Annotated in this window: 19 protein-coding genes; 8 read left to right on the forward strand and 11 right to left on the reverse strand. The window is 53.5% G+C overall.

Annotated elements, in window-relative coordinates; translation table 11 throughout:
- Positions 1-294 precede the first annotated feature (294 nt).
- From JEM67_RS03370 to JEM67_RS03380, 3 genes are read left to right on the forward strand one after another with little or no spacing between them, the layout of a single operon-like run.
- A complete protein-coding gene (locus JEM67_RS03370) occupies positions 295-1,440 on the forward strand; it encodes a DNA cytosine methyltransferase (RefSeq protein ID WP_199638000.1) in 1,146 nt (381 codons plus the stop codon).
- The gene (locus tag JEM67_RS03375; protein WP_199638009.1) at positions 1,437-4,406 is read left to right on the forward strand and encodes an ATP-binding protein; all 2,970 of its coding nucleotides are present in this window, start codon (positions 1,437-1,439) and stop codon (positions 4,404-4,406) included. Before JEM67_RS03370 ends, JEM67_RS03375 begins: the two co-directional genes overlap by 4 nt.
- Positions 4,399-6,291 carry a response regulator receiver domain gene (locus tag JEM67_RS03380; RefSeq protein WP_199638011.1) on the forward strand — a complete coding sequence of 631 codons (1,893 nt, stop codon included), beginning with the start codon at positions 4,399-4,401 and terminating at the stop codon, positions 6,289-6,291. Before JEM67_RS03375 ends, JEM67_RS03380 begins: the two co-directional genes overlap by 8 nt.
- Before the next feature lie 218 nt (positions 6,292-6,509).
- On the opposite strand, the gene JEM67_RS03385 is transcribed toward JEM67_RS03380, so the two are convergent.
- The 4 genes from JEM67_RS03385 to ascF all read right to left on the reverse strand — a co-directional run bounded on the left by JEM67_RS03385 (position 6,510) and on the right by ascF (position 11,160).
- Entirely contained in the window at positions 6,510-7,271 is a 762-nt protein-coding gene (locus JEM67_RS03385; protein ID WP_199638013.1) for an HNH endonuclease, read from the reverse strand.
- Between the two features lie 187 nt (positions 7,272-7,458).
- Complete coding sequence (locus tag JEM67_RS03390) at positions 7,459-7,776, reverse strand: hypothetical protein (RefSeq protein ID WP_199638015.1); 318 nt, start codon at positions 7,774-7,776, stop codon at positions 7,459-7,461.
- Between the two features lie 355 nt (positions 7,777-8,131).
- The gene (locus tag JEM67_RS03395; protein WP_199638017.1) at positions 8,132-9,562 is read right to left on the reverse strand and encodes a 6-phospho-beta-glucosidase; all 1,431 of its coding nucleotides are present in this window, start codon (positions 9,560-9,562) and stop codon (positions 8,132-8,134) included.
- Between the two features lie 152 nt (positions 9,563-9,714).
- Entirely contained in the window at positions 9,715-11,160 is a 1,446-nt protein-coding gene (gene ascF / locus JEM67_RS03400) for a PTS cellobiose/arbutin/salicin transporter subunit IIBC (RefSeq protein ID WP_199638019.1), read from the reverse strand.
- Positions 11,161-11,445: 285 nt separating this feature from the next.
- Between ascF and JEM67_RS03405 the strand changes: the two genes are divergently transcribed.
- Positions 11,446-12,468, forward strand: a complete 1,023-nt coding sequence (locus tag JEM67_RS03405) for a LacI family DNA-binding transcriptional regulator (RefSeq protein ID WP_199638021.1) — start codon at positions 11,446-11,448, stop codon at positions 12,466-12,468.
- A gap of 264 nt (positions 12,469-12,732) precedes the next feature.
- Here JEM67_RS03405 and yjiA read toward each other — a convergent pair whose 3' ends face one another.
- The 4 genes from yjiA to JEM67_RS03425 form a co-directional block, all read right to left on the reverse strand.
- Positions 12,733-13,695, reverse strand: a complete 963-nt coding sequence (yjiA, locus tag JEM67_RS03410; RefSeq protein WP_199638023.1) for a GTPase — start codon at positions 13,693-13,695, stop codon at positions 12,733-12,735.
- Positions 13,696-13,717: 22 nt separating this feature from the next.
- Entirely contained in the window at positions 13,718-13,921 is a 204-nt protein-coding gene (locus JEM67_RS03415) for a YbdD/YjiX family protein (RefSeq protein ID WP_004953088.1), read from the reverse strand.
- A gap of 191 nt (positions 13,922-14,112) precedes the next feature.
- Positions 14,113-16,293 carry a carbon starvation CstA family protein gene (locus tag JEM67_RS03420; protein WP_199638025.1) on the reverse strand — a complete coding sequence of 727 codons (2,181 nt, stop codon included), beginning with the start codon at positions 16,291-16,293 and terminating at the stop codon, positions 14,113-14,115.
- A 279-nt stretch (positions 16,294-16,572) separates the two neighbouring features.
- The gene (locus JEM67_RS03425; RefSeq protein WP_199638027.1) at positions 16,573-17,772 is read right to left on the reverse strand and encodes a serine hydrolase domain-containing protein; all 1,200 of its coding nucleotides are present in this window, start codon (positions 17,770-17,772) and stop codon (positions 16,573-16,575) included.
- Positions 17,773-18,084: 312 nt separating this feature from the next.
- On the opposite strand from JEM67_RS03425, the gene sfnG reads away from it, so the two are divergent.
- Entirely contained in the window at positions 18,085-19,176 is a 1,092-nt protein-coding gene (gene sfnG, locus JEM67_RS03430; protein WP_199638029.1) for a dimethylsulfone monooxygenase SfnG, read from the forward strand.
- Between the two features lies 1 nt (position 19,177).
- On the opposite strand, the gene JEM67_RS03435 is transcribed toward sfnG, so the two are convergent.
- From JEM67_RS03435 to JEM67_RS03445, 3 genes are read right to left on the reverse strand one after another with little or no spacing between them, the layout of a single operon-like run.
- The gene (locus JEM67_RS03435) at positions 19,178-19,879 is read right to left on the reverse strand and encodes a trehalose-6-phosphate synthase (RefSeq protein ID WP_006323392.1); all 702 of its coding nucleotides are present in this window, start codon (positions 19,877-19,879) and stop codon (positions 19,178-19,180) included.
- 14 nt (positions 19,880-19,893) lie between these two features.
- Positions 19,894-20,433: a GNAT family N-acetyltransferase gene (locus tag JEM67_RS03440; protein ID WP_013811352.1), complete on the reverse strand. Its 540-nt coding sequence runs from the start codon at positions 20,431-20,433 to the stop codon at positions 19,894-19,896.
- Between the two features lie 58 nt (positions 20,434-20,491).
- Positions 20,492-21,871, reverse strand: coding sequence for a glutamine synthetase family protein (locus tag JEM67_RS03445; RefSeq protein WP_199638031.1), 1,380 nt, complete (start codon positions 21,869-21,871; stop codon positions 20,492-20,494).
- A 255-nt stretch (positions 21,872-22,126) separates the two neighbouring features.
- Between JEM67_RS03445 and JEM67_RS03450 the strand changes: the two genes are divergently transcribed.
- The 3 genes from JEM67_RS03450 to JEM67_RS03460 all read left to right on the forward strand — a co-directional run bounded on the left by JEM67_RS03450 (position 22,127) and on the right by JEM67_RS03460 (position 23,260).
- Positions 22,127-22,441 carry a hypothetical protein gene (locus JEM67_RS03450; protein WP_199638033.1) on the forward strand — a complete coding sequence of 105 codons (315 nt, stop codon included), beginning with the start codon at positions 22,127-22,129 and terminating at the stop codon, positions 22,439-22,441.
- Between the two features lie 165 nt (positions 22,442-22,606).
- Positions 22,607-22,957, forward strand: coding sequence for a type II toxin-antitoxin system RelE/ParE family toxin (locus tag JEM67_RS03455; RefSeq protein WP_013811355.1), 351 nt, complete (start codon positions 22,607-22,609; stop codon positions 22,955-22,957).
- A 3-nt stretch (positions 22,958-22,960) separates the two neighbouring features.
- Positions 22,961-23,260, forward strand: a complete 300-nt coding sequence (locus JEM67_RS03460) for a helix-turn-helix domain-containing protein (RefSeq protein ID WP_020438386.1) — start codon at positions 22,961-22,963, stop codon at positions 23,258-23,260.
- Positions 23,261-23,334: the final 74 nt, after the last annotated feature.

Consider the following 23,334-nt stretch of genomic DNA (forward strand, 5'->3'; position numbering starts at 1 on the left):
TACAAGCTGTCCTCTCTTGCAAATTTGAGGTTTATCAGTAGCTCTATCGTAAAAGGATGGTCCATAATAGACTCAAGGTGTCAAATCCACATGGTTACCTTCATTTCCCAACTCAGTTGCTAGGATTCCCCGCACCTGGATCATGCGTTAGACTCCTGATGTACAGTCAACATGGGAGATTGCCCATATGATAGTACTTCAAAGGTCTTACATAGCATCACTGTTGTTGTGTTTAAGATGTTTACCCAATTGACTCATAGTCAATTTAACCTTAGTTGAGCGTTCTGAACTCGAATGGACAAAAAAAATTGTGAAGTTAAACCTGTTGTTGTCGATTTATTCGCGGGAGCGGGTGGGTTCTCGCTTGCTGCTATCGAGGCAGGCTGTTCAATCGCAGTTGCTATTGAGAACGACCCTTATGCGGTGGAAACCTATAAGGAAAATCTGCTCAAATATGAAGCCGCTAGAAAGGTAAAGGTCTTAGACAACAGTATATTAGATTACATTCCTGAAACCGTTCGTGCTGAAAATCTTGGTGATGTTGAATGTGATCTCCTCCTTGGAGGGCCACCTTGCCAGGGTTTTTCGACACATCGGATATTAGATGCGGGTGTGGATGACCCCCGTAATCAGTTGGTTCTTGCCTATTTTCGGTTCGTCAAAGCGTTTCGCCCGCGCATTTTCCTTATGGAAAATGTGCCTGGAATTCTTTGGGAACGCCACAAATCTTATCTTGATAAATTTTATGAAGAAGGTAAGAAGGCTGGTTACCAAGTACTTGATCCTATAGTTTTAGATGCCCGCGATTTTGGCGTACCGCAACGAAGAAAGAGAGTCTTCATCTTGGGGATTAGAGATCACCAAGACGTGCAGGGCTTCGTTTGGCCCCCTGAGGCGACCCACGTTGCACCAGGAAAGGCTGTGCTGGGTCAAAAAACCTGGGTTTCTTGTGCGGATGTCTTTAAGTCTGCTCCTAAAGGGGACGAAAACGACATCCATATGAACCATGGCTCTGAGTTGGTGGATGCATTTCGTAATACTCCCCCGAATGGAGGAAGTCGCAAGGACTCTGGTCGTATTCTTCCGTGCCATAAAAAACATGACGGGCATAAAGACGTATATGGTCGAATCAATCCGGCAGAACCCGCGCCAACAATGACTACGGCATGCATTAATCCATCAAAAGGACGCTTTGTGCACCCGACAGAGCACCACGGTATTACGCTAAGACAAGCGGCAAGGATCCAGACATTTCCTGATAGTTTCACTTTTATTGGGGGGCTTACTGCCGCTGGCCGACAAATCGGTAATGCGGTTCCGGTTGAGCTTGGCAAGCACTTGATCCAATATATTAAAACCTATTTGATTGATAAATCATTTGACCAGGCGCGAGTCGACGTACCAACTAGCGCCGAAGAACACGAAACTGAGAAAGTATGATTGAAACACTCGCTTTTCGTACCCAGGCCAGAACGGTTGACCACTTAGGACGCGAACAAATTGCCGACTGCCCTACGGCAATTTCGGAGCTTTGGAAAAATGCCTACGATGCATATGCGCGCAACGTAAGCCTCCATATTTTTGATGATTCCGAACCTGTGGCCGCTGTTTTCGATGATGGGCATGGCATGAGCTATGATGATTTCGTCAACAGATGGCTTGTTGTTGGCACAGACTCTAAATACGATAACAGTACTCAGGATAAGGATGATCGGGATGGTTTGCCAAAGCGAACCAAGCAAGGTCAAAAAGGTATTGGCCGCTTATCATCAGCGAATCTTGGGCCGCTTCTCCTAATCGTTAGTAAAAGAAAAAATGCGGACTTTGTTGCTGCACTTATTGATTGGCGCATTTTCGAGAACCCGTATCTGGTCTTGTCAGATATTGAAATTCCGGTGACTCAATTTTCCGACAAGGCTGAACTGTTTCAACTGCTCCCCCGCTTATTTAATCGTTTGAGGGAGAATCTTTGGGGCAGTGCTTCGGATAAAAGTCGAGCGAATCGTTTGATGCTTGCTTGGGAAACATACGATAAGGTTATTCAGGAAGGCGATCCCCAAGCAGGAAAACCATCTGAGCTTATTGCGAACACAATTATTAATGCGCGGTTTGAAGAAAAACATTTGCAGCCTTGGTTGGTTTGGAGCGGAGAAAGAGAGCACGGAACAGCTTTAGTTGTATCTGACATAAACTACGATCTTAGGGCACAATTACCATCAATTAAGTCGGATGCTAATGTTAAAAATATTCGACGGGCATTTATTTCCACCCTTTATGCATTTACTGACCCTTACGTTGTAGTTGATGCCAGCGAGTTTAATTCTTTCGACCCTGAATTTTCTTATGAAGTGAAAACATGGTCCGGTGGATTTTCTTCTGCGATTGTGGAAGATGAGCGGGAAGCTATAAACCGCGAAGTCACCGAAGAAATGGAACATGTTCTTTCCGGAAATATTGATGAGGATGGTGTATTTCGTGGGCAGGTTAAAGCATATGGAGTATGGAGAAAGTTTGGTTCAGATTACAAAATTTTTCCGCCAAGAGATTTAGCTATTCCGAAGGGACCGACCACTTTCATTGGGCCATTTAGCCTACATATTGCAACCTTTGAACAAATGAGGGTTAATTCAACCCTGTCAGATGCGGATTTTACTCGCTTTGATGGACTTGCGAAGCAACATAGTGGTTTTCTAATCTTTCGCAATGGATTACGAGTGCTTCCTTATGGACGCGAGGTCAATGATTTTTTCGAAATTGAAAAGCAGCGTAGTATTAATGCCGGGCGAGAGTACTGGAATGCTAGGCGTATGTTTGGTCGTATCGCAATATCGAGAGAACAGAACCCTAATCTGCGTGATAAGGCTGGACGTGAAGGTTTTATTGACAATCGTGCAGCCAAGATGTTGCGAGAAATTGTGAAAAATATTCTTAGGCGCGCAGCCTACGAGTATTTTGGAAGCAGCTCAGCTTTAAGAAAGGAACTTCTCCCTGACATTCAAGCTCTGAATGCAAGAGAAAGGGCCGAAAGAGAACGTAAAGAACTTTCGAAGATGAATGCGAAGAGGTTTCGTTCTCGCTTAAAGAGAAACTTACCGCTTTTGGCAGCGATATTCGATGAAACGCAAAATATAGACTTCAATACTCAAATTGACGACGAACAGGGACTTGAAGATGCTCAGACGTTGATCAGTGAGTTGAATGCTCGTTTAGCTGATTTACGAATCGTAGGTGCACCAGCAAAGCTCGGTATTACCGAAGATGATTATCGCTCATTTAGAGTTATGTATGCTGAAATACTAGATCGCATCCGGGCGCTTGAAGAAAAGCGCGCTACTGCTATTGAGAGGATCAATCCCGCACATCCTGAAGAGATTGCCCAAAAGCAGCTTAATAGTCACGCTAGTCGGCTACAAGCTCGTTTGCGTTCTTGGCGGAAGTCTATTGATGTCCTACAAAGTACAGAGAGAGACCGAGTTACTGCATTATTCGATGAGCGTAATAAAACGTTTCATCATGAGGCGATTCCACTTGTCGAGCAGGTTCGGTTGGGGCTACTCGGTCTTGACGAAGCTTTGGAGCAGATGAAAATACTGCACGCCAAGCTTGATTCGGAGAATGAAGATACCTTCCAGTCCTATTTGGATGCTCTTGAGTTGATGAGCGAAAATATCAATATCGAGCTTATTGCGCGACAAGGGACGGCCGACAATATTGCTTTACGTGATGATCTGAATCGTCTTAATCAAGTTGCTCAGCTTGGAGTGACTGTCGAAATATTAGGTCATGAACTAAACAATAATGAGCGTATGCTCCGAGAAGGTATTAGACAAATTCGGGAGTCAGGGGATATACCAGGTACTAATTTGGTTGTGGAAGGTTTTGAGGCTCTCAGTCAACAGCTTGAGTTCCTTTCTCCGCTGAAGCTTTCTGGTAGCCGAACTCGTCGGCAGATTTCAGGGAAAGAAATTGAAAGTTACCTCATCAATTTTTTTGATGTTGTTATGAAGAATAGAGCAATTAAAATATATTCATCTGATGAGTTTCTTGCATTCTCAATATATGAACAACCATCTCGATTGTATCCAGTTTTTGTGAATCTTGTGAACAATAGCGTTTATTGGTTAGTGAACTCTGGTACGTCTGACCCAAAAGTATACCTCTCAGTTGAAGAAGAGAAAGTTATTGTTTCTGACAATGGTCCAGGTATTAATCCAGTAGATCAAGAAAACCTATTCAAAATGTTCTTCACACGAAAATCGAGTGGAGGAAGAGGCATTGGGTTGTACCTGTGCCGAGTAAATTTGATGGCGGGTGGGCATTCGATTGAATATACCACAGAGCGTAAATTTAGACGTCTAGAGGGCGCTAATTTCGTAATCGATTTCAAGGGGGCCGACTTTGGCTAAGGAAAATACTTTTGAGGGTTTGGTCCGAGAAGCGTTTATTACGCCTCTGCGCTCTGTATTAATCGTTGATGATCAATACCCGACATGGGAAGAGATTTTTAATTCAAGGATGACGGGTGAGAAACATTCAAAAAAAATAGAGGTTAGTTCCGCTAAAAAGAAATGGCATGATCCCGCGACTGCTGATGAGGTTATAAGATTGATCAGCGAGTTTCGTAGTCAAAACCCTGGTTTCATTATTGATATTCATGATGGAGTTTCAGAAAAAACCTCAGAAAAAACAGCAGGGAGCGAAAGTCCTAACCAACTAGCTGACCATTTGCACCAGTCAGATTTGCTAATCTTAGATTATAATTTAGAGGGTGCTGAAGCTGGGACTGGTGGAGACTCTGCCAGGAAAATTCTAACATCAGTATTGAATAATCAACATTTTAATTTGGTAGTGGTTCATACTAGCGAAGATCTTGAAAAAACTATACATGAGTGCCTTCGAGCCCTTATGGAAAGTTGTACTTCGAAATATGATGAGCAACGTAATGAAAAAATTGATGAGCTCGATGAATTAATTTCTGGTAAAGAAGCTGCTGATGAGTTCGATCGTAGTCATATTGAACATAAACTCGACATGGCGACTTATATTCAGGCGCGGCACCCTGATGGAGGTTTAGCTTCAGGACTGGGTGAGTTTATGCGTGGTAAAGGTGCATATTTTGAGCTCAGTGAATGGGCTGAGGAATTAAAGTTAGCTCAATCGGAAAAGAAAACTTTCTTTTACTGGGCTATACGTGTTTTTGAAAAGCGATATTTGAATGATTTCACAGATACTCCACCTAAAGGGTTGGAGTGGCATATTTCCGCGGCCTGCAAATGGTTACGAACTTCACGCGGATTTGTATGTTTCGTGAGTAAAGGCCCAGAAAATCTTTTGCACGAACTGCAAAGTGCACTTGTTGATTGGAAGCCAACGCCATCTCGTTTGCTTTCGGCTAAATATCGTCATGAAATTAGCCGAATAGGGGCGGAAGTTGAGGATGCATCTTTAAGGCAGAGGCATGCTTTTGCCAAGTTTTACGAGACAATACGAAAACCAGGTAAGGAGGATCTTCCTGGGGCGCAAATTGAGCTTCTTCGCCACTACAAATTAAAAGATCATGTTTCTCGCCAATCTGAAATGCTATCTTTTTTGGTCGAGGAAAGTGTTGCTGATTTCGGGAAGAGAATTTACGCTACCGATGAATTAACAGGTTTCACTTTCCATGGGCACTATAAGGTAAACTTAAATAATGATAAGGATAAAAAAGAGGCTATCAGTCAATACAATCGTTATGTTTGTTGCCTACCATCGAGAGATGATATTTCTGGAGAAATAGGATCTGAACAATTAGATAGTGGTCATATTTTTAAGTTAGAGGATACTTGGTGGGTGTGCGCGACTCCAGCTTGCGATTTACAGCCAGGCCAAGGAACGATTGCTTTTAAAAAAGGCAGTGACTCAAGCTTGCGTCCGTTTACCGCGATAAAGTTATATCCAGTCACGAATTTAGATGAATTAACTTATCAACACATCAATAGCGGCTCTTATTGTTATGTTGAGTATGATGGGAAAATATTAGGGCTAGGAGTGAAGTCGCCCAAAGACGACTCTAGTACTCCCGCAATTCAGAAGGTCGAATGGCGCGCTTTTGTTGCACAACGTGGTGGGATAATTGAAGGTGGAAAACTTTCTTTATTGGAGTTGCAGCTTGAACTCGATGATTTGAAAATCAAGAGTGATAATAAGGAAGCTGAGGTCGTTGCAAAGCTAAGGTATGAATATGCACTCAACTATATTCAGCGTGTTGGAGTAAGTGTAAGCCGTATTGGCCTTGGATATGTGGCTCCATAATTTAAATTTATCTGTAATCAATAGGACTTAAGGTTTGAGCTAAATGTGAATCATTCAATTTACGCAAACAAATTTTTCTGGCCTATGTAGTTATGTCTGGGGTTCCCATTTTTTAGATCAGGGGCACCCCACTATTTTTTTAGCGTGTTTGGTGATATGCAGGATATTAGTGAAATAGCCTGATTTATATATACGGTTACAGTAATGATAAATAAAATTTAATTACATATAAATATATTATCTCTATGATAAGCCAAGTGTTTATTGTCAGGATAATAACTTAATGGCAACCGAAGTTTTTTTCCTTCATATTTCTCAAAATTATCCACATAAACACCGCTTTTCAACTTTTTGAGCTGCGGTGATAAAACCAACTCAAAATTCTCATTAAACGTCATTAACCCGCGGTCAAAAGCCTTGTCATGAAGGCTGGACAGGCACAACCCATTGCTAGGGTTAAGGCGCTGCTCTATCGAGTGACTCCAAGGAAGGATATGACTAGCGACCAACAGTGCGGGTTCTTCCAATCCAGTCACACAACAACGGTACTCATATATCTCAAGTACGTTTTTACGAAATAGGTTCTGATCAACGCGTGTTTTGACGGTGGAAATTCGTTCGTTGCCGCTGAAATTCTTTGGATTCTCATCAAGCTCTGGCGTAACGCTTTCTCCGAGGTGATCCATCGCCAACTGACATTGCTGATTGAAGGCATCAGTATCGTGGCTCATTTCTTGCCATAACGCACGATCAGCATTCGATGCGCCTTTTAAGCCACTGCGGCCAGATTCAGTGATGAAAGGATCTAAACTGGCGAGATTAACTAACTTCATGGCCAACGCCGACGGCGTACGGCCAATCAGTTTTGCAAAATGGATAATATCGGGGTTCTTCGAATGCAGTTTGCCAAACGGAATTTGGCTATACAGCGTGAAAGCGACCAGTAATTCTTCCCGAGTCCAAAGTTTTGCAGCGGCCATACGTAGTCATCCAGCAGTTAGCTCATCGATTTATCGAATGCGTTAACTATGCCAGGCTAGGGGGAAAATGCCTACCTTGGTGAATGTATTTATCTTGATATGTAATCGAAATCTATGGGATTCTCTGGAGAGGATAAGAACGGCACCAAACTAATACCGTCCTTATTATTTTCATTTTTATCTTTTTTTAACCTGCCAGCTCCTGGCACTCCATCTCCCGAAGTGCACGGCCATAAAGGTTGCACAGGGCGGGCACCAAGTGAGCTGTAGCATTGAGGTAGTGATTCAGCTGTTCCCACTGGGTGTCGTCGGATCGCGGGTTCTTTTGCATAAGGTCGCCAAACAGCATCAGGCCATGACATAACCCTTCGGCCTGCTCGGCGGAGAGTGCGGCTAAGTCTAAGAGCTGTGACGAGTCTAAGGTACTGAGATCGAGTTGGTTGAACAGTTGGCGATAGAGGGTGAGGGTATTTGTGGCGGGTTGTGAGGTGGAAGTATCAGCCATGATTGCATCTCCATATGTCATTAGATAATGACTATCACCAGAGACGCTAAACTCGGGTGGTAGCCCAGACGGGGTTAGCGTCACCGGGACATAGGAACCGGCGCTTCTTGCGAAGCCCCCGCCTGAGCCACCATTATTTAGGGTGAGCTAAAGCTGCGGCATTATTACACAACGCCGCGGTATATGTCAGATTCGGAACGCTAACTCCGGCTGCGGATTGTGCCGCAGCCAAGGGACTATAGCGCTGGCAGAAAGGTGAAAAAATAGCCTGTATGGAATTACAGGGGCTTACTGCAAAGTCTGGAATCCAGCTCGCAACAATCACCTTCAGCGGCCCTTGTCGCCGTCAGCCCCATTACCCCAAATCCGCCCCATTACTCGCAATCACCTTCTTGTACCACCAGAAGGATTTCTTGCGCGTGCGGGCGAGGGTGCCGTTGCCGTAGTCGTCGCGGTCGACGTAAACAAAGCCGTAGCGCTTGCTCATTTCCCCGGTCGAGGCCGCCACCAGGTCAATGCAGCCCCAGGTGGTGTAGCCGATCACCGGCACGCCGTCGGCGATGGCGTCGGCCATGGCGCGGATGTGCTCCCGCAGGTAGCTGATGCGGTAATCGTCCTCAATCTCGCCGGCGGCATTGAACTCGTCGTGTGCGCCCAGGCCGTTTTCCACCAGGAACAGCGGCTTTTGGTAGCGGTCGTACATCATGTTCATGGTGATGCGCAAACCCAGCGGGTCGATGCCCCAGCCCCAGTCGCTGCGCGGCACGTGCGGGTTCGGCAGCGATTTCACCACGTTGGCGGCGCTGCTGTTGTTGTCGTTCATATCGGCAGAGGCGCAGCGCGAGGCGTAATAGCTGAAGGAGACGAAATCGACCGTGTTCTTCAGGATCTCGGCGTCGCCTTCCTCCATCGCGATGCGCACGCCTTTCTCGCGGAACACCCGGGCGGAGTAAGAGGGGTAAGCGCCACGGGCCTGCACGTCGATAAAGAACAGGTTCTCGCGGTCTTTCTCCAGCGCGGCCCACACGTCTTCCGGCTTGCTGGACCACGGATAGAAATTGCCGCCTGCCAGCATGCAGCCCACCTGGTTGGCGGGGTTCACCTCATGTGCGATGCGGGTCGCCAGCGCACTGGCCACCAGTTCGTGGTGCGCGGCCTGGTATTTCACCTGCTCGGGGTTTTCGTCGGCTTCGAACACCAGCCCGGCACCGGAGAACGGGCTGTGCAGCAGAATGTTGATTTCATTGAAGGTGAGCCAGTATTTCACCAGCCCGTCGAAGGCTTCGAAGCAGGTGCGGGCATAGCGGGTGAAAAACTCCACCATCTTGCGGTTGCGCCAGGAGCCGTATTCGGTCACCAGGTGCATCGGCACGTCGAAATGGCACAGGGTGACCAGCGGCTCGATGCCGTATTTGCGGCACTCTTCGAACAGGCTGCGATAGAACGCAATGCCCTGCGGGTTGGGCGTCAGCTCGTCGCCATTCGGGTAAAGCCGGCTCCAGGCGATGGAGGTGCGGAATACGCTAAAGCCCATCTCCGCCATCAGCGCGATGTCGTCGCGGTAGCGATGATAAAAATCGATCGCGTCGTGGCTCGGGTAAAACTCGTCTTCACGCAGGGTAAAGCGCTTCTCCAGGCCCAGCTTCACCGGCATGCGGTTGGCGCCATGCGGGATCATGTCGACCGTAGTCAGCCCTTTCCCGCCCTCCAGATAACCCCCTTCAGACTGGTTGGCGGCCAAGGCGCCGCCCCATAAAAACCCTTGCGGGAATGTTGAATCAGACATGCAATCCTCAATAATTACCCGTCATACTTGAAGGCTGCCTCTGTGTTGGCTGCGTCCGCACACCCCAGTCACTTAGCTAACTAAGCTCCTGGGGATGTACGGCCTTGCCGCCGTGATGCAACTCCAATTATCTAGGGTATAAAAATGGTGCGTTAATGGGTCGCGTTAGCGGTATTCGCCGCAGGCGCAGTGGCCGCCGGGCTGGTTGCTTCGCTTTCCGGAATGTCTTCGAACCCCAAGACCAGCGTGAGCACAAACGACAGCACCACGGAAAGCACCATCACGCCGCCCACCCAGACAATGCTCATCGGGTTCGTCGGGTCAAAAAACTGCACGCTGGTGAACAGGCCGGGCGAGGCCATCGAATGGCTGGCCAGCCCGCCGATACCGGCGACGGCGCCGCAGACAAAGCCGCTGATCAGGCTGGCGATTAACGGGCGTTTAAGCCGCACTGCCACGCCATACAGCGCCGGTTCGGAAATCCCCGCCACAATGGCGGAGGCAGCAGCGGCCAGCGCGGTCTGGCGCAGTTCGCGGTTCTTGGTTTTGAACGCCACGGCCAGCGAAGAGCCGCCGAGCGACAGGTTGGCGCCAATCTCCGAAGGCATCACCATGCCTTCTTTGCCGGTTTCGGCGATGGTCTGAATAATGGTCGGGGTGAACACGCGGTGCATGCCGGTCATCACCAGCAGCGGCCAGATGGCGCCCATAATGGCGACGGAAAGCCAGCCCAAATAGCCGTGCACGGTGTACACCAGCGCCGAAATACCGCTGCCGATCCAGATGCCCAGCGGGCCGATAAATACAATCGCGATCGGCGCGGCAATCAGCACAATCAGCATCGGCTTGAGGAAGTTCTTGGTCACCGCCGGGGTGATGTGGTCAACCCATCGTTCGATATACGACAGGATCCAGGTCATCACCAGCGCCGGGATCACCGTATAGGTGTATTTCACCGCCGTCACTGGGATGTAGGCGAACTCCACGGCCTGGCCCTGCGCCGCCTTGGCCATCAGATCGATAAAGTTGGGGTGCAGCAGCACGCCGGCAATGGCGATCGCCAGCGACATGTTGGTTTTGAACTTCAGCGCCGCAGAGGCCGCGACCATCACCGGCAGGAAGAAGAACGCGCCGTCGCCGATCACGTTCAGGATGATCAGGGTCGAGGAGCCTTTTTCGAACAGGCCGGCCATATCCAGCATCATCGCCAGCAGCTTCACCATCGAACCGCCGATAATGGCGGGGATCAACGGCGACATGGTGCCCACCAGCGCATCGAGAATGCCGGCACCAATGCCTTTCAGGGTGATCTTGCGTTTTGCGGGCGCGGCGGCAGGAGTGTTACCCGGCAGGCCGAGCGCCAGCACCGCCTGGTAGGCTTTCGATACCTCGTTGCCGATGATCACCTGGCACTGCTCGCCGCTGTGCACCACGCCCAGCACGCCATTAATCGCTTTGAGCGCGGGGGTGTCGATCAACGCCTTGTCTTTAACAACGAATCTCAGGCGGGTCATGCAGTGCGTCACGGCTTCGATGTTGCCGAGGCCGCCCACCGCATTCACGATTGCCTGCGAGATCTCTGTGTAGTTCTTCGGCATGAAATATCGTCTCTTAAGATAGGAATTCGGATTGCCCAAAGGCGAATTTTTACTGCCTGGGCGATCCGCCGTTCCATCTCAATGAAACGCCCACAAGAAACCGGTTTCACAAAATCATGAAGGTGTATTTTGTTGTTGGCAAGAATTATGATTTTTTGGTTTTTCGTTTCGTGAGGCTGGTCACTTTTAGATCAAGGGTGCTCGCGCTGGCGGGCGTGAAAACATTTCAAACGGGGGGCGTCTTGGGTAGACTGCGCTCATCCAATGGATTTTGACGGCGCACAGATGGCAACAATACTTGAGGTGGCTAAAAAGGCCGGCGTTTCTAAGGCGACGGTATCCCGTGTGTTGTCCGGCAGCGGCTATGTCAGCCCGGAGAAGCGTGCGCTGGTGGATAAAGCCATTGCTGAGACGGGTTATCGGCCCAACCTGCTGGCGCGCAATCTGGCGACCAAAACCACTCAGACCATCGGGCTGGTGGTCACCAACACGCTGTACAGCGGTAACTACTTCAGCGAGCTGATGTCTCAGTCCGCCCGCATCATGGAAGAAAATGGCCGTCAGCTGATCCTGGCGGACGGCAAGCACACCGCAGAAGAAGAAAAGGCGGCCATTCAATTCCTGCTGGATCTGCGCTGCGACGGGGTGATCATCTACCCGCGTTTTCTCTCTATCGCGCAAATGGACGAGATCATTTCCCGGCATAAGCAGCCGATCCTGGTCATCAACCGCCGCTTAAGGCTGAACGACAGCTACTGCATCTTCAGCGATCAGCAAGCGACCAGCGCAGCGGCGGTGGCGCACCTCATCCAACTTGGGCATCGCGATATCGCGTTCATCACCGGCTCGCTGGATTCCCCCACCGGGCTGGAGCGGCTCTCCGGCTACAAATCTGCGCTGGCGGAACAGGGTATTGCGGTCAACAACGCGTTGATTGTCGAAGGGAAGTGGAATGCGCAAAGCGGCATGGCGGCGGTCGATGCGCTGTTGGCCGGCGGCTATGCGTTCAGCGCCATTGTCGCCAGCAACGACGAGATGGCCATTGGTGCGATGAAGCGGCTGGCGGAATGCCAAATCCCGGTGCCGTCCGCCGTGTCGGTGATCGGGTTCGACGATATCCCGCTGGCGCCTTACACCATCCCCTCGCTCTCCAGCATGAAAATGCCGGTGACCGAGATGATTAAGGAAACCATCAACCGCCTGGTGTCGATGCTGGACGGCGGCGAGCTGAGCAAACGCCCGACCTTCCCGGCGAGCCTGATCCTGCGCGATTCGGTGGCGGCGGGGCCCTATTTGCAGAAGGGGTAAGTTATCTCTGATGAACTCTGGGCTGTCGGCATGTTTTAATTATTACGCGTTACGGCCATCTAAATAACTGAGTTTACTACCGCTACACCCTAAGCTTGAGGTAGGTGGGCGCCATTGCAGGTTAGCCGACCGTTGAGCGCAGGGATGCGCGATACGAGCCCCCAGGGAGGGGTTCACGGCGTGTCGGCGTTCTGTATGGCTCCCGCCTGTAGCACTATCAGGCGCAGTTCTTTAGGTTGCCCCCATTAATGCGATTTTTCACTCTCAACCCAACGCGGCAAACCGTCCCCGAATCTCCTCCTCCGGCAAATCCACGCCGATAAACACCAGCGTACTGCGCCGTTCCTCATCCGGCAGCCACTCGCGGTCCCAGTCGGCGTTATACAGCCGTTGCACGCCCTGGAACAGCAGCCGGCGCGGTTCGTCCTTGATCGACAAAATGCCCTTGTAGCGCAGCAGGCTGTCGGCGTATTCCAGCAGCAGACCTTCCATCACTTCGGAAATCTGCATCAGTTCCAGCGGCTGGTCGTGGTACACCACGATCGACCGGATGTTGTTTTGCGGCTGCGGAATGCGGCGGAACAGCGGGGCGGGCGGCGTCAGGTTCAGCCTGTCGTTGAGCGTAAAACCTTCGATGCCGAACAGCAGGCTCAGATCGATATCGCCGTGCGTCACGGTGTAAACCGGCGCGCGGGCGTTCATCAGCTGCAGGCGTTGGGTCAGCGCCTCGCAGTCCGGCGCTACGTCGGTTTTGGTCAGCAGAATGCGGTCGGCGTAGCCCACCTGTGCCTGCGCGATGCTGAACTGGTTCAGTTGCTGGTCGGCGTGCGCGGCATCCACCAGCGTGATGATGCCGTCCAGCAGGAAGCGTTCGCAAATGAGCTCATGCGAGAAAAAGGTCTGGGTGATCGGGCCGGGGTCGGCCATGCCGGTGCATTCGATGATCAGCCGGTCGAATGCCAACTGGCCGCTGTCTACGCCGTCCAGCAGGTCCAGCAGTGCGTCTGCCAGCTCGTTGGCTTTGCTGCAGCAGATGCAGCCGTTGCTCAGGGTGGTGATGCGGCTGGCGCGGTCGCCAATCAGCGCGTTGTCGATCGGCACTTCGCCGAACTCGTTTTCGATAACCGCAATCTTGTAGCCGTGGTCGGCGTTCAGAATATGGCGCAGCAGGGTGGTTTTGCCTGCGCCCAAAAAGCCGGTCAAAATGGTGACGGCGATGGGTTTCATGTCGGGTCCTTATTGACTCAAATCAGCAGCAGCGCATGCCGCCTTTACCGTCGCCGCCGTAGCGGGCCTGCTGGCGTTCGCGGAAAAACTCTTTATAGGTCATCACCGGCTTGTCCGGGTGGTTGTCTTTCATGTGCTGGACGTAGGTATCGTAGTCGGGCACGCCCACTAACATGCGCGCCGCCTGCCCGAGATATTTCCCCGCCTGGCCGAGATTTCCGAACATGGCCTTCTCCCAAAAAATTACCCTGCGTACCCGTCGTCTTTCGAGCCGCAGCGGTGTTGGCTGCACTCGCGAACCCCAGTCACTTACGGGTGTAAGCTCCTGGGGGTTCGCTCATTTGCCGCCTTGCTGCGGCTCGAAATCCATTGGGTACTACTTAGCTTTCATTATGCAGGGTATCCGTTAAATCACCATCAGTGCTGCGGCGAAACTTTGACGTCCCCCTCAGTTACGCCGTGGGATGGCGCTTCTTCGGGCACCGGCACGTACGGCGTTTCCTGGTCGCTGCGGTTCGGGTTTTTATACGCCGCCATCGCGGTTTTCACCCCGTAGAAGATGATGCTGTACACCACCAGCAGGAACAGAATGCTCAGCCCGGCGTTGGTGTAGTTGTTCACCACGATATGCTGCATGTTGGCCACCTGCTGGGTGCTCAGCTCGGCGCTGCCCTCGGCGATTTTGCGTTTGTACTCGCCGGCCTGGAAGAAGAAGCCTTCCAGCTGCGGGTTGTCGCTAAACAGCTTCAGGCCCAGCGCATAGGTGGTGCAGATCAGCAGCCACACCGCAGGCAGCACGGTGACCCAAATGTATTGGGTACGCTTCATCTTGATCAGCACCACGGTGCCCAACACCAGCGCCACGGCCGCCAGCATCTGGTTGGAGATGCCGAACAGCGGCCACAGACTCTTCACGCCGCCGAGCGGATCGACCACCCCTTGGTACAGCAGGTAGCCCCACAGGCCCACGCAACCGGCGGTGCCGACGATACCGGCCACCAGCGAGTCGGTTTTTTTCAGGAAGGGCGCAAAGTTGCCCAGCAAGTCCTGCAGCATAAAGCGGCCGGAACGGGTGCCGGCGTCCAGCGCGGTCAGGATAAACAGCGCTTCGAACAGAATGCCGAAGTGATACCAGAAGCCCATATTGGCGCCAGGGATGATCTGGTGGAACACGTGGGCGATGCCCACCGCCAGCGTTGGCGCGCCGCCGGCGCGGTTCAGCACCGAAGGCTCGCCGATGTCCTTGGCGGTTTGCAGGATCTGTTCCGGGCTGATGACGAAGCCCCAGGAACTGACGGTCGCCGCCGCGTGGGCGGTCACATCTTTGAGCGACGCCATGATCATCGGCGCGTCTTCGGTGCCCAAACGGTGCAGGTCCGGCATGGTGATGCCCAGCGCAGCCGGCGGGGTGTTCATGGCGAAGTACAGGCCCGGTTCGATGATCGAGGCCGCCACCAGCGCCATGATGGCGACGAAGGATTCCATCAGCATCGCGCCGTAACCGATAAAGCGTGCGTCTTTTTCATTGGCCAGCAGTTTCGGCGTGGTGCCGGATGCGATCAACGCATGGAAGCCGGAAACCGCGCCGCAGGCGATGGTGATGAACAGGAACGGGAACACCGAACCTTTCCACACCGGGCCGGTGCCGTCGACAAACTGCGTCACCGCCGGCATTTTCAGCTCGGGGTTGAGGATCACGATGCCAATCGCCAGCCCGACAATCACGCCAATCTTCAGGAAGGTGGCCAGATAATCGCGCGGCGCCAGGATCAGCCACACCGGCAGCAGGGCGGAGACGAACGCATAGCCAATCAGCGTGAAGGTGATGGTGGTGTCTTTAAAGGTCAGTGCCGGGCCCCAGTACGGGTCCTGGGCGATCACGCCGCCGAACCAGATGGACGCCACCAGCAGCACAATGCCAATCACCGACACTTCACCCACCCGGCCGGGGCGCAGGAAGCGCATGTAAATGCCCATAAACAGCGCGATCGGCACGGTGGCGCAGACGGTGAACACGCCCCACGGGCTTTCTGCCAGGGCTTTCACCACGATCAGGGCCAGCACCGCCAGGATGATGATCATAATTAGGAAGCAGCCGAACAGCGCGATGGTGCCCGGTACCGGGCCCATTTCCTTTTTGATGATCTCGCCGAGCGAAGCGCCATTGCGGCGCGAGGAGATGAACAGCACCATAAAGTCCTGCACCGCCCCCGCCAGCACCACGCCGCCCAGCAGCCACAGCGTGCCGGGCAGGTAACCGACCTGCGCCGCCAGCACCGGGCCGACCAGCGGGCCTGCGCCGGCAATGGCGGCGAAGTGGTGGCCGAACAGCACGTTCTTGTTGGTCGGCACGTAGTTCAGGCCGTCGTTGTTGACCACCGCCGGGGTGGCGCGGAAGGCGTCCAGCTTCATCACCTTGGTGGCGATATACAGGCTGTAATACCGGTACGCCACCAGATACACCGCCACCGACGCGACGATGATCCACAGCGCACTGATGTTTTCGCCACGGCGCAGCGCAACCACGCCCAGGCAGGATGCACCGAGTATCCCCAGTAGCATCCACGGAATGTGTTTTAAAATCCCCTCTCGGTTCATGAGGTGTCCTTAATATTCTAATCTGCAAAAAAAATGAGTGAGTTAATCCGCTTATAAGATGTTTCAGGCGCGTGGCCCGGGTGCGAATAACGGTGGAGCCGTAGGTTTGGCAACAGCTCATCATCAAGGGTCTGGAGAGGGGAAGACATGTGAATTTCAGTCAGCGGTTCCCTGCGCTGGGTGAACGGTTGAAATGGGCAGGTGAGCGGTTGGAGATGTGTGAGAGGTGAACGGCATCGGGCGCAGCCGATGCCGTATGCAGCAGCTTAATGGGTTGAGTCAAACGGGGGGCGTTTCCTCGCCGCTCATTATCGCCATCACTTTTTTGGCGAGCCAGGTGGCAAGAGTGGTGCCATTCACCGTCAACCCCTTAACGTTCACCATTACGCTAACCCCGGCAGGAGAAGCGATTTGCCCGGGGGCGTCGCTGGCTATCAGCAACAGATAGCTGTTGGCGCCCGCCAAGTCGCCATCCTTATAGAGCATTGCCGGTGACAGAGCGGATGCCGGGGTCATGAACCATCCCATGCACAGCTGTGACGTACCGGCGGTGACGCCGGTTGTGGGCGTATGGAGTTTTTGCAGCAGGGCTTCGCTATCCGGCAGGTTCTTATTCAGGCCCAGATTAAACCTCAGCCATTGCAGCATATCCCGTGGCGAGGTCATCACGCCGCCACCGCCGTAATAGGCGTCGAAGTTGTGGGAACTGGGCGATGCGAGCTCGTAGGTGCCGTCATTGCCATTGTCGCCCGCGCTATAGGTATAGCAACGAGGGAGCATTTTCGGTGCAGCGGGCGGTTGAGACTCGGTAGAAGAAGTACCCTTGATATAGGGTGGGGTGTACTGCGAGTCGTTCATCTCCAATGGATGAAAAATCCAATGGGTGATGAGCTGCGCAAATTTGGCATGGCCGATTTTTTCGGCCAGCAACCAGCCCAGCAAAGAGAAAGCCAGATTCGAGTAGGTATAACGCTCCGTGGTTCCTTCGGGTTCAAAGGGATTGCCGCGCAGGAACCCGAACATCTCGTCAACTTCATAAGGAACCGGAAAAGGCGTCGGCTGGGTGCCGGATCCCGGCACATTATCGGCCGGAAAACCCGAGGTGTAATTCACCAGGCTGCGCAGGGGAATATCAAGATAATTGCTGCCGAGGGTGGAAGGACGCACGATATCCCCGACGGTGGTGTCGTCATCAATCATGTCTTTTTGCAGCGCCATGGCGTAGGCGGTGGCGGTAAAGGTCTTGCTGCAGGACGCTATTTTAAACAGCACGTCATCGGTGAATGCGATGGAATGGTTATCCCAATCGCGCAGATTGCCGTACCGGTAAATCCCACCTGCGCCGGGGAGATCGCCGCCGTCCCAGCAGATGGCAATCCCCACCCCATCTGGGAAAGGCTCGGTTTGGGCGGCGCTGGCTTGTTGGAGCAATTGATCCAGTTGGTCGGTAGTCGGCGGGCGATAGCTATGGTCTGGCATGGCGCTGTCCTCTATCAACACGCCGGAAGGGGCGTTCAATCAAGATAGCTTATATTTCGTACAGCTGTGGAGAGCGTCGCTCGCTGCTGCATGGGCAACACTCACCCGACAGCCGCTGCTGCCAATGCAACAGGCTCCGTTTTACTTATCTCGCTAACCTTTTATTTTTCAATTAGATCGAATGATCAGGCGGTTGGCATGCATCCTGCTAATCGGTTTATAACCAAATTGCGTGATTCAATATCTATAAATTAATAATGGTTATATAAACGCCGCATAACGGCACCGACATTCAGAAAAGGGAGAGGAAGCATGTCCAAATCGAACGAGCAGCAGCCCATCCAGTTTGCCTACTGGGTGCCGAACGTCTCCGGTGGGCTGGTGATCAGCAACATCCCGCAGCGTACCGGCTGGGATATCGTCTACAACCGCAAGCTGGCGCAAATCGCCGAGCGCGCCGGTTTTGACTACGCGCTGACCCAGATCCGCTTCACCGCCGGTTACGGGGCGGATAATCAGCATGAATCGGTAGCGTTCTCGCAGGCGCTGCTGGATTCCACCTCAAGGCTCAAGGTGATCGCCGCGCTGCTGCCGGGGCCGTGGAACCCCACGCTGGCGGCCAAGCAGATCGCCACCATCAGCCACCTGTCCGATGCGCGCATTGCGGTCAATATCGTCAGCGGCTGGTTCCGCGGCGAGTTCAAGGCCATCGGCGAGCCCTGGCTGGATCACGAGGAGCGCTACCTGCGTTCGGAAGAGTTCATCCGCTGCCTGCGCGGCATCTGGACCGAACCCAGTTTCACCTTCGCCGGCGATTTTTATCGCTACCGTGATTACTCGCTCAAACCCAAACCGCTGGATCCGCTGCCGGAGATTTTCCAGGGCGGCAGCTCACGGGCGGCGCGCGACATGGCGGCGCGGGTGTCGGACTGGTATTTCACCAACGGCAACAGCGTCGAAGGCATCAAGCAGCAGGTGGACGATCTCCAGACCAAGGCGACGGCCAATCACCACCGCGTGAAGGTCGGGGTGAACGGTTTTGTCATTGCGCGCGATACCGAGCAGGCGGCGCAGGCGGTATTGCAGGAGATCATCGACAACGCCAATCCGGCGGCGGTAAAAGGCTTCGAGCATGAAGTGAAGAACGCCGGGGCGGCATCGCCGGAGGGCGAAGGCAACTGGGCCAAATCCAGCTTCGAGGATCTGGTGCAGTATAACGACGGCTTTAAAACCAACCTGATCGGCACCCCGCAGCAGATCGCCGAGCGCATCATCGCGCTGAAAGACGCCGGGGTAAACCTGATGTTGCTGGCGTTCCTGCATTTCCAGGAAGAGGTGGAGTTCTTCGGCAGAGAAGTGATCCCGCTGGTGCGTGAACTGGAACGTCAGCGGGCGGCAGCCTGAATCAGTAAATCTTTCTGGCGTTGATCCCGGCCGGGAAGAGGCCGGTGGCGAAGATGTGCCCGTTAACCTGCAACTGGTCGTCGGGCAGCATCTCCAGCGGGTACTCGTTGGCCAGATAGCTGAGGAAGTTATTGCGGTCATCGAGCGTCTGAAAGCCGATCAGATCATAAAAAAACAGCGACTCGATTAACCCGCGGTGCTCGGGGATCTGCCTGAGCAGCGCCGCCGACGGGAACGGCAGGTGGAAGAAGAACGCGCATGGGTTCAGCAATCCCTGTTCCTTCAGCGCCTGGCCGCAGGGCAGCAACTGGTAATCATCGATGCAGATGATGTCGCTTGGGCAAACATACTCGCAGGCGATGTCGGCGAAGTGCAGGTTGAGCTGCCGGTAAGCCCGGTAATTCTCCGGCGTGAAATGCGCTTTCTCCGGCTGGTTGTGGAACACCGGCCACAGGCCATCGTGATAGTAGCCCTGATAGTGGCGGCAAAACTCGTCGACAGACAGCGGGAAAGTCACCTGTTCATAGCCGGCATTGTGCCGATAGCAAACCGGGCGCTCGCCAAAGTTCTGCACGTCGCCGTTCCAGCCCAGCCACAATCCCCGATCCGCCTCATTCGCGCCGTCGGGCGAAAGGGCCTGCGTGGCGCAGGCCAGATCCTTGCTGTCACACTGCTTATTCGAAATCAAAACCAAACGGGACATGGTGTTTTCCTTACTCAGTGCACAGACTGGGGGATATTGAGTGCGCCGCAGGGGTGATCAATCGTGGGCTGCGTGATGGTCCACACCCTGTCTGGCTGGTTGATCGGTTCATAGCCCACCTTGGCGTACAGCCACGGCGCCTGGCTGGCGTAGAGCATGATACGGTGCAGCCCGCTCATGAGCGGATGTTCCAGGCAACTGTGCATCAGCCATTGCCCCAGCCCATTGCCGCGGTATTCGGCCGTGATAAACACGTCGCTCAACCAGGCGAAGGTGGCGTGGTCCGTCACCACCCGGGCAAAACCGATCTGGCGTTTTTTTCGATACAGGCCGAAGCACAGACTGTGGCGAATGGCGTGCTCCAGCGTGGCGCGGTCGATCCCCTGCGCCCAGTGCGAATGACGGAGAAAGTGATGAATAAAATCGATGTCCAATAGCCGGCGATCGGTGCTGATCGTCAATGCACCTTTATGCCAGGTGAATAGCGGCCCATCATTTACTGCGTTCGGCTGATTATTTTTGTCGGTTATTACCGACCGAGGTTGATACTTCATCGTCGTCCTCTGTGCATTGCCAATAAATAAGGTCGTCACCGGGGGAGAAACCACGGCGTTACAGCATCCAGCTTATTTCCGCCTCGGTGACCTGTTCTTCGAAACGGCGCAATTCGGCGGTTTTGCAGGTGTGCCACAGCGCGGTAAACGCCGGGCCGAGCGTTTCGCGCAGCGGCAGGTTTTGCCGGAACAGCGTTAGCGCTTCTTGCTGGTTAAGCGGCAGCGCCGCCGCGTCGTCGTTTTCATACCCGTTGCCGCAGGCCGCCGGTGGCAGCGGCAGTGCGTGCTCCAGCCCGTACAGCATGCCGCTCAGCATCGCCGCCACCGCCAGATAAGGGTTGGCGTCGGCACCGGCCAGCCGGTATTCGATCCGTTGATTGGCGCTGTCGGCGCAGGGCAGACGCAGCGCCACCGTACGGTTGTTGTGGCCCCAGGAGGCACGCAGCGGCACGTGCATGCCTGGGCGGAAACGGCGGAACGCATTGATGTTCGGCGCGAATATCGCCATCGAGGCCGGCATCAGTGCCAGCATCCCGGCGATCGCCTGCGTCATGGTGGCGCTCAGTTCACCCGGCGTGCCGGCCAACAGGTTGTGGCCCTGTTCATCCTGCAGGCTGATATGAAAATGCAGACCGCTGCCGGCGGCCTGCGCGCAGGGCTTGGCCATAAAGCAGGCGTGCTGGTGGTGTTTTTCCGCCATCTGGCGCGTCAGCCGTTTCAGGGCCAGCACCTGGTCGCAGGCTTCCAGCACCCGCGCACTGTGGTGCAGGTTCAACTCATACTGGCCGGAAGCGGCCTCGGCCACGATCCCCGTCAGCGGCAGCGTCTGCAACCGGGCCTGATGCTCAATCTCATTGAGCAGCGCATGGTGGCGCTCCGGGGCATCGACAGAAAAACTCTGCGTTGGACAGGGGTTGGCCTCGGCGGGCTGTTGCTGCGGATCGTGCAGATAAAACTCCAGCTCGGCCGCCACCACCGGGTAATAGCCTTTGGCATGCAAGCGCCCGAGCACCTGTTGCAGCACCACGCGCGGCTCCAGCTCGCAGGCGTCACCATCGGCATTTTGCATCGTCAGCAGCAGTTGGGCATGGCGTTGCGGATCGCGGGCGCAGGGCCGCAGCGTGCCGGGCACCGGCAGGCACAAGCGATCCGGTTCGCCCGCCTGCTGGCCCAGTCCGCTTTCTTCGATCACCCGCCCGCCGAGATCCATGGCATAAATCGACAACGGGAAATAGCAGCCCTTATCCAGCGAAAACAGTTCGGCAACCGGCAGCCGCTTGCCGCGAAACTGGCCATTCAGATCGTTGAGATAAATATCGACGTGTTCGGTCTGCGGGTAGCGCTGTAAATACTGTTCGACTTCTTTGCGAAACGAGCGCGACCGCGAGGCGGGAATATCCGCCAGCAGAGGGTTAAAACCAATAATATTAGAATACATGGCGGCCCCCGAGCTTAATGAAAAACGCGGGTTCAATAATAAAAAAGGCAGGGGATAAACACATGAGGCATCCGTCTCGTGAGGCCATAGCGGCGATGTAATGATGTTATCCGTGGCCCTGAAAACTGTCTGTAAAAACGCCGTAACTTTATTTCCGCCCGGAATAAAAAAGCTGTAAATAATAGGCTGCGGTCCGATGGCCGAATAATAAAAGGCTGCATATACTGCGGAAAACAAAATAAATCGGAGAGAGCCATGCTCAGAATCATTATCCTGTTTGCCGCCGCCATCACCGTCTTCAACGCGGCGGCCTCGTCCGAAGCGGCCTGGGCCAAGGGCGATAAAGCGATGCAGGCAGCCTGCCTGAAGGCCAGCGGGTTGAAAGCGGCCAAAGCCGCCGGGACGATCATTCATTATGATGACGACGTCGGCTACTCGGCGCTGTTGATCGGCGGGCGTTACCCGCAGCCGTTTATGAAGAACAAACCGGGCAAAGAACTGTGTCTCTACCAGCGGGCGACCCAAAAGGCGGTGGTTCAGGAAGCCGACGGGTTTCTGGGTAAGCCGTAGAGATGGCTTAGTGGGCTGTATTTACAATAAAACTGCGGCGGTTCACTTTCTGGGTGATGATCTGTTTCACCGTTGAGACGCCAAAGCTTCAAATCCGGGGTATTGCATTTATAGGTTGTAGTCTATAATTTAATTATAGACTGTGGTCTATAAAAAGGGAATGCCATGTGGACTGTAATAACAACGGAAGAGTTTGATCGGTGGTTTGCGGTGCAGGATGAACTTACTCAGGAGAAAGTGCTGGCTGCATTAGTATTGCTTGAGCGGAGTGGCCCCAACCTCTCACGTCCTTTTGTAGACTCGTTGAGAGGGTCACAGCACCCTAATATGAAAGAACTGCGGGTTCAGCATAAAGGGCGGCCGATTCGCGCTTTTTTTGCCTTTGACTCACTACGTCAGGCTATTGTTTTGTGTGCCGGCGATAAGACTGGTAACGAGAAGCGGTTTTACAAAGTCATGCTGCCTATTGCTGATGCGCAGTTTACCCAGCATTTGATGTGTAATTTTAAGGAGTAGCCAATGGGTACTTTAAAAGACATGCTAGCCTCGCGTACCCCGGAGAGTCTGCAACGAATCGAAGAAATGGCGCAAGAAATGTGGCTGGAAACACGGCTGTACCAGTTGCGTGAGGCGCTGAATATCTCACAGCAGGAACTGGCGAATAATCTGGGTATCTCCCAGCCTTCCGTCGCGGCGATAGAGCAGCGTGGCAATGAGCTGAAGATATCGACATTGAAGCGCTATGTGGAAGCGATGGGCGGAACGTTGCGGCTGGATGTCGAACTGCCGGACGGCAAGCACGTTGGATTTAGAGTTTAAAAGCCAAAAGGGGCGCTAGGCCCGGGTATCTCGGGCTCAAAGACAACTTTGTCATCAACCTCAAGGGGCGCAGA

Origin of the sequence: Serratia sp. PAMC26656, assembly GCF_016469055.2 — a bacterium.
GTDB lineage: Bacteria > Pseudomonadota > Gammaproteobacteria > Enterobacterales > Enterobacteriaceae > Serratia > Serratia plymuthica.

What these genes read in the sequence shown, in the direction of transcription:
- JEM67_RS03405 (WP_199638021.1), top strand. Translation starts at nt 11,446, where the DNA reads ATGGCAACAATACTTGAGGTGGCTAAAAAGGCCGGCGTTTCTAAGGCG.
- JEM67_RS03375 (WP_199638009.1), top strand. Translation starts at nt 1,437, where the DNA reads ATGATTGAAACACTCGCTTTTCGTACCCAGGCCAGAACGGTTGACCAC.
- JEM67_RS03455 (WP_013811355.1), top strand. Translation starts at nt 22,607, where the DNA reads ATGTGGACTGTAATAACAACGGAAGAGTTTGATCGGTGGTTTGCGGTG.
- JEM67_RS03385 (WP_199638013.1), bottom strand. Translation starts at nt 7,271, where the DNA reads ATGGCCGCTGCAAAACTTTGGACTCGGGAAGAATTACTGGTCGCTTTC.
- JEM67_RS03370 (WP_199638000.1), top strand. Translation starts at nt 295, where the DNA reads ATGGACAAAAAAAATTGTGAAGTTAAACCTGTTGTTGTCGATTTATTC.
- JEM67_RS03415 (WP_004953088.1), bottom strand. Translation starts at nt 13,921, where the DNA reads ATGTTCGGAAATCTCGGCCAGGCGGGGAAATATCTCGGGCAGGCGGCG.
- JEM67_RS03390 (WP_199638015.1), bottom strand. Translation starts at nt 7,776, where the DNA reads ATGGCTGATACTTCCACCTCACAACCCGCCACAAATACCCTCACCCTC.
- sfnG (WP_199638029.1), top strand. Translation starts at nt 18,085, where the DNA reads ATGTCCAAATCGAACGAGCAGCAGCCCATCCAGTTTGCCTACTGGGTG.
- JEM67_RS03460 (WP_020438386.1), top strand. Translation starts at nt 22,961, where the DNA reads ATGGGTACTTTAAAAGACATGCTAGCCTCGCGTACCCCGGAGAGTCTG.
- JEM67_RS03445 (WP_199638031.1), bottom strand. Translation starts at nt 21,871, where the DNA reads ATGTATTCTAATATTATTGGTTTTAACCCTCTGCTGGCGGATATTCCC.
- JEM67_RS03425 (WP_199638027.1), bottom strand. Translation starts at nt 17,772, where the DNA reads ATGCCAGACCATAGCTATCGCCCGCCGACTACCGACCAACTGGATCAA.
- JEM67_RS03420 (WP_199638025.1), bottom strand. Translation starts at nt 16,293, where the DNA reads ATGAACCGAGAGGGGATTTTAAAACACATTCCGTGGATGCTACTGGGG.
- JEM67_RS03435 (WP_006323392.1), bottom strand. Translation starts at nt 19,879, where the DNA reads ATGTCCCGTTTGGTTTTGATTTCGAATAAGCAGTGTGACAGCAAGGAT.
- ascF (WP_199638019.1), bottom strand. Translation starts at nt 11,160, where the DNA reads ATGCCGAAGAACTACACAGAGATCTCGCAGGCAATCGTGAATGCGGTG.
- JEM67_RS03395 (WP_199638017.1), bottom strand. Translation starts at nt 9,562, where the DNA reads ATGTCTGATTCAACATTCCCGCAAGGGTTTTTATGGGGCGGCGCCTTG.
- JEM67_RS03450 (WP_199638033.1), top strand. Translation starts at nt 22,127, where the DNA reads ATGCTCAGAATCATTATCCTGTTTGCCGCCGCCATCACCGTCTTCAAC.
- yjiA (WP_199638023.1), bottom strand. Translation starts at nt 13,695, where the DNA reads ATGAAACCCATCGCCGTCACCATTTTGACCGGCTTTTTGGGCGCAGGC.
- JEM67_RS03440 (WP_013811352.1), bottom strand. Translation starts at nt 20,433, where the DNA reads ATGAAGTATCAACCTCGGTCGGTAATAACCGACAAAAATAATCAGCCG.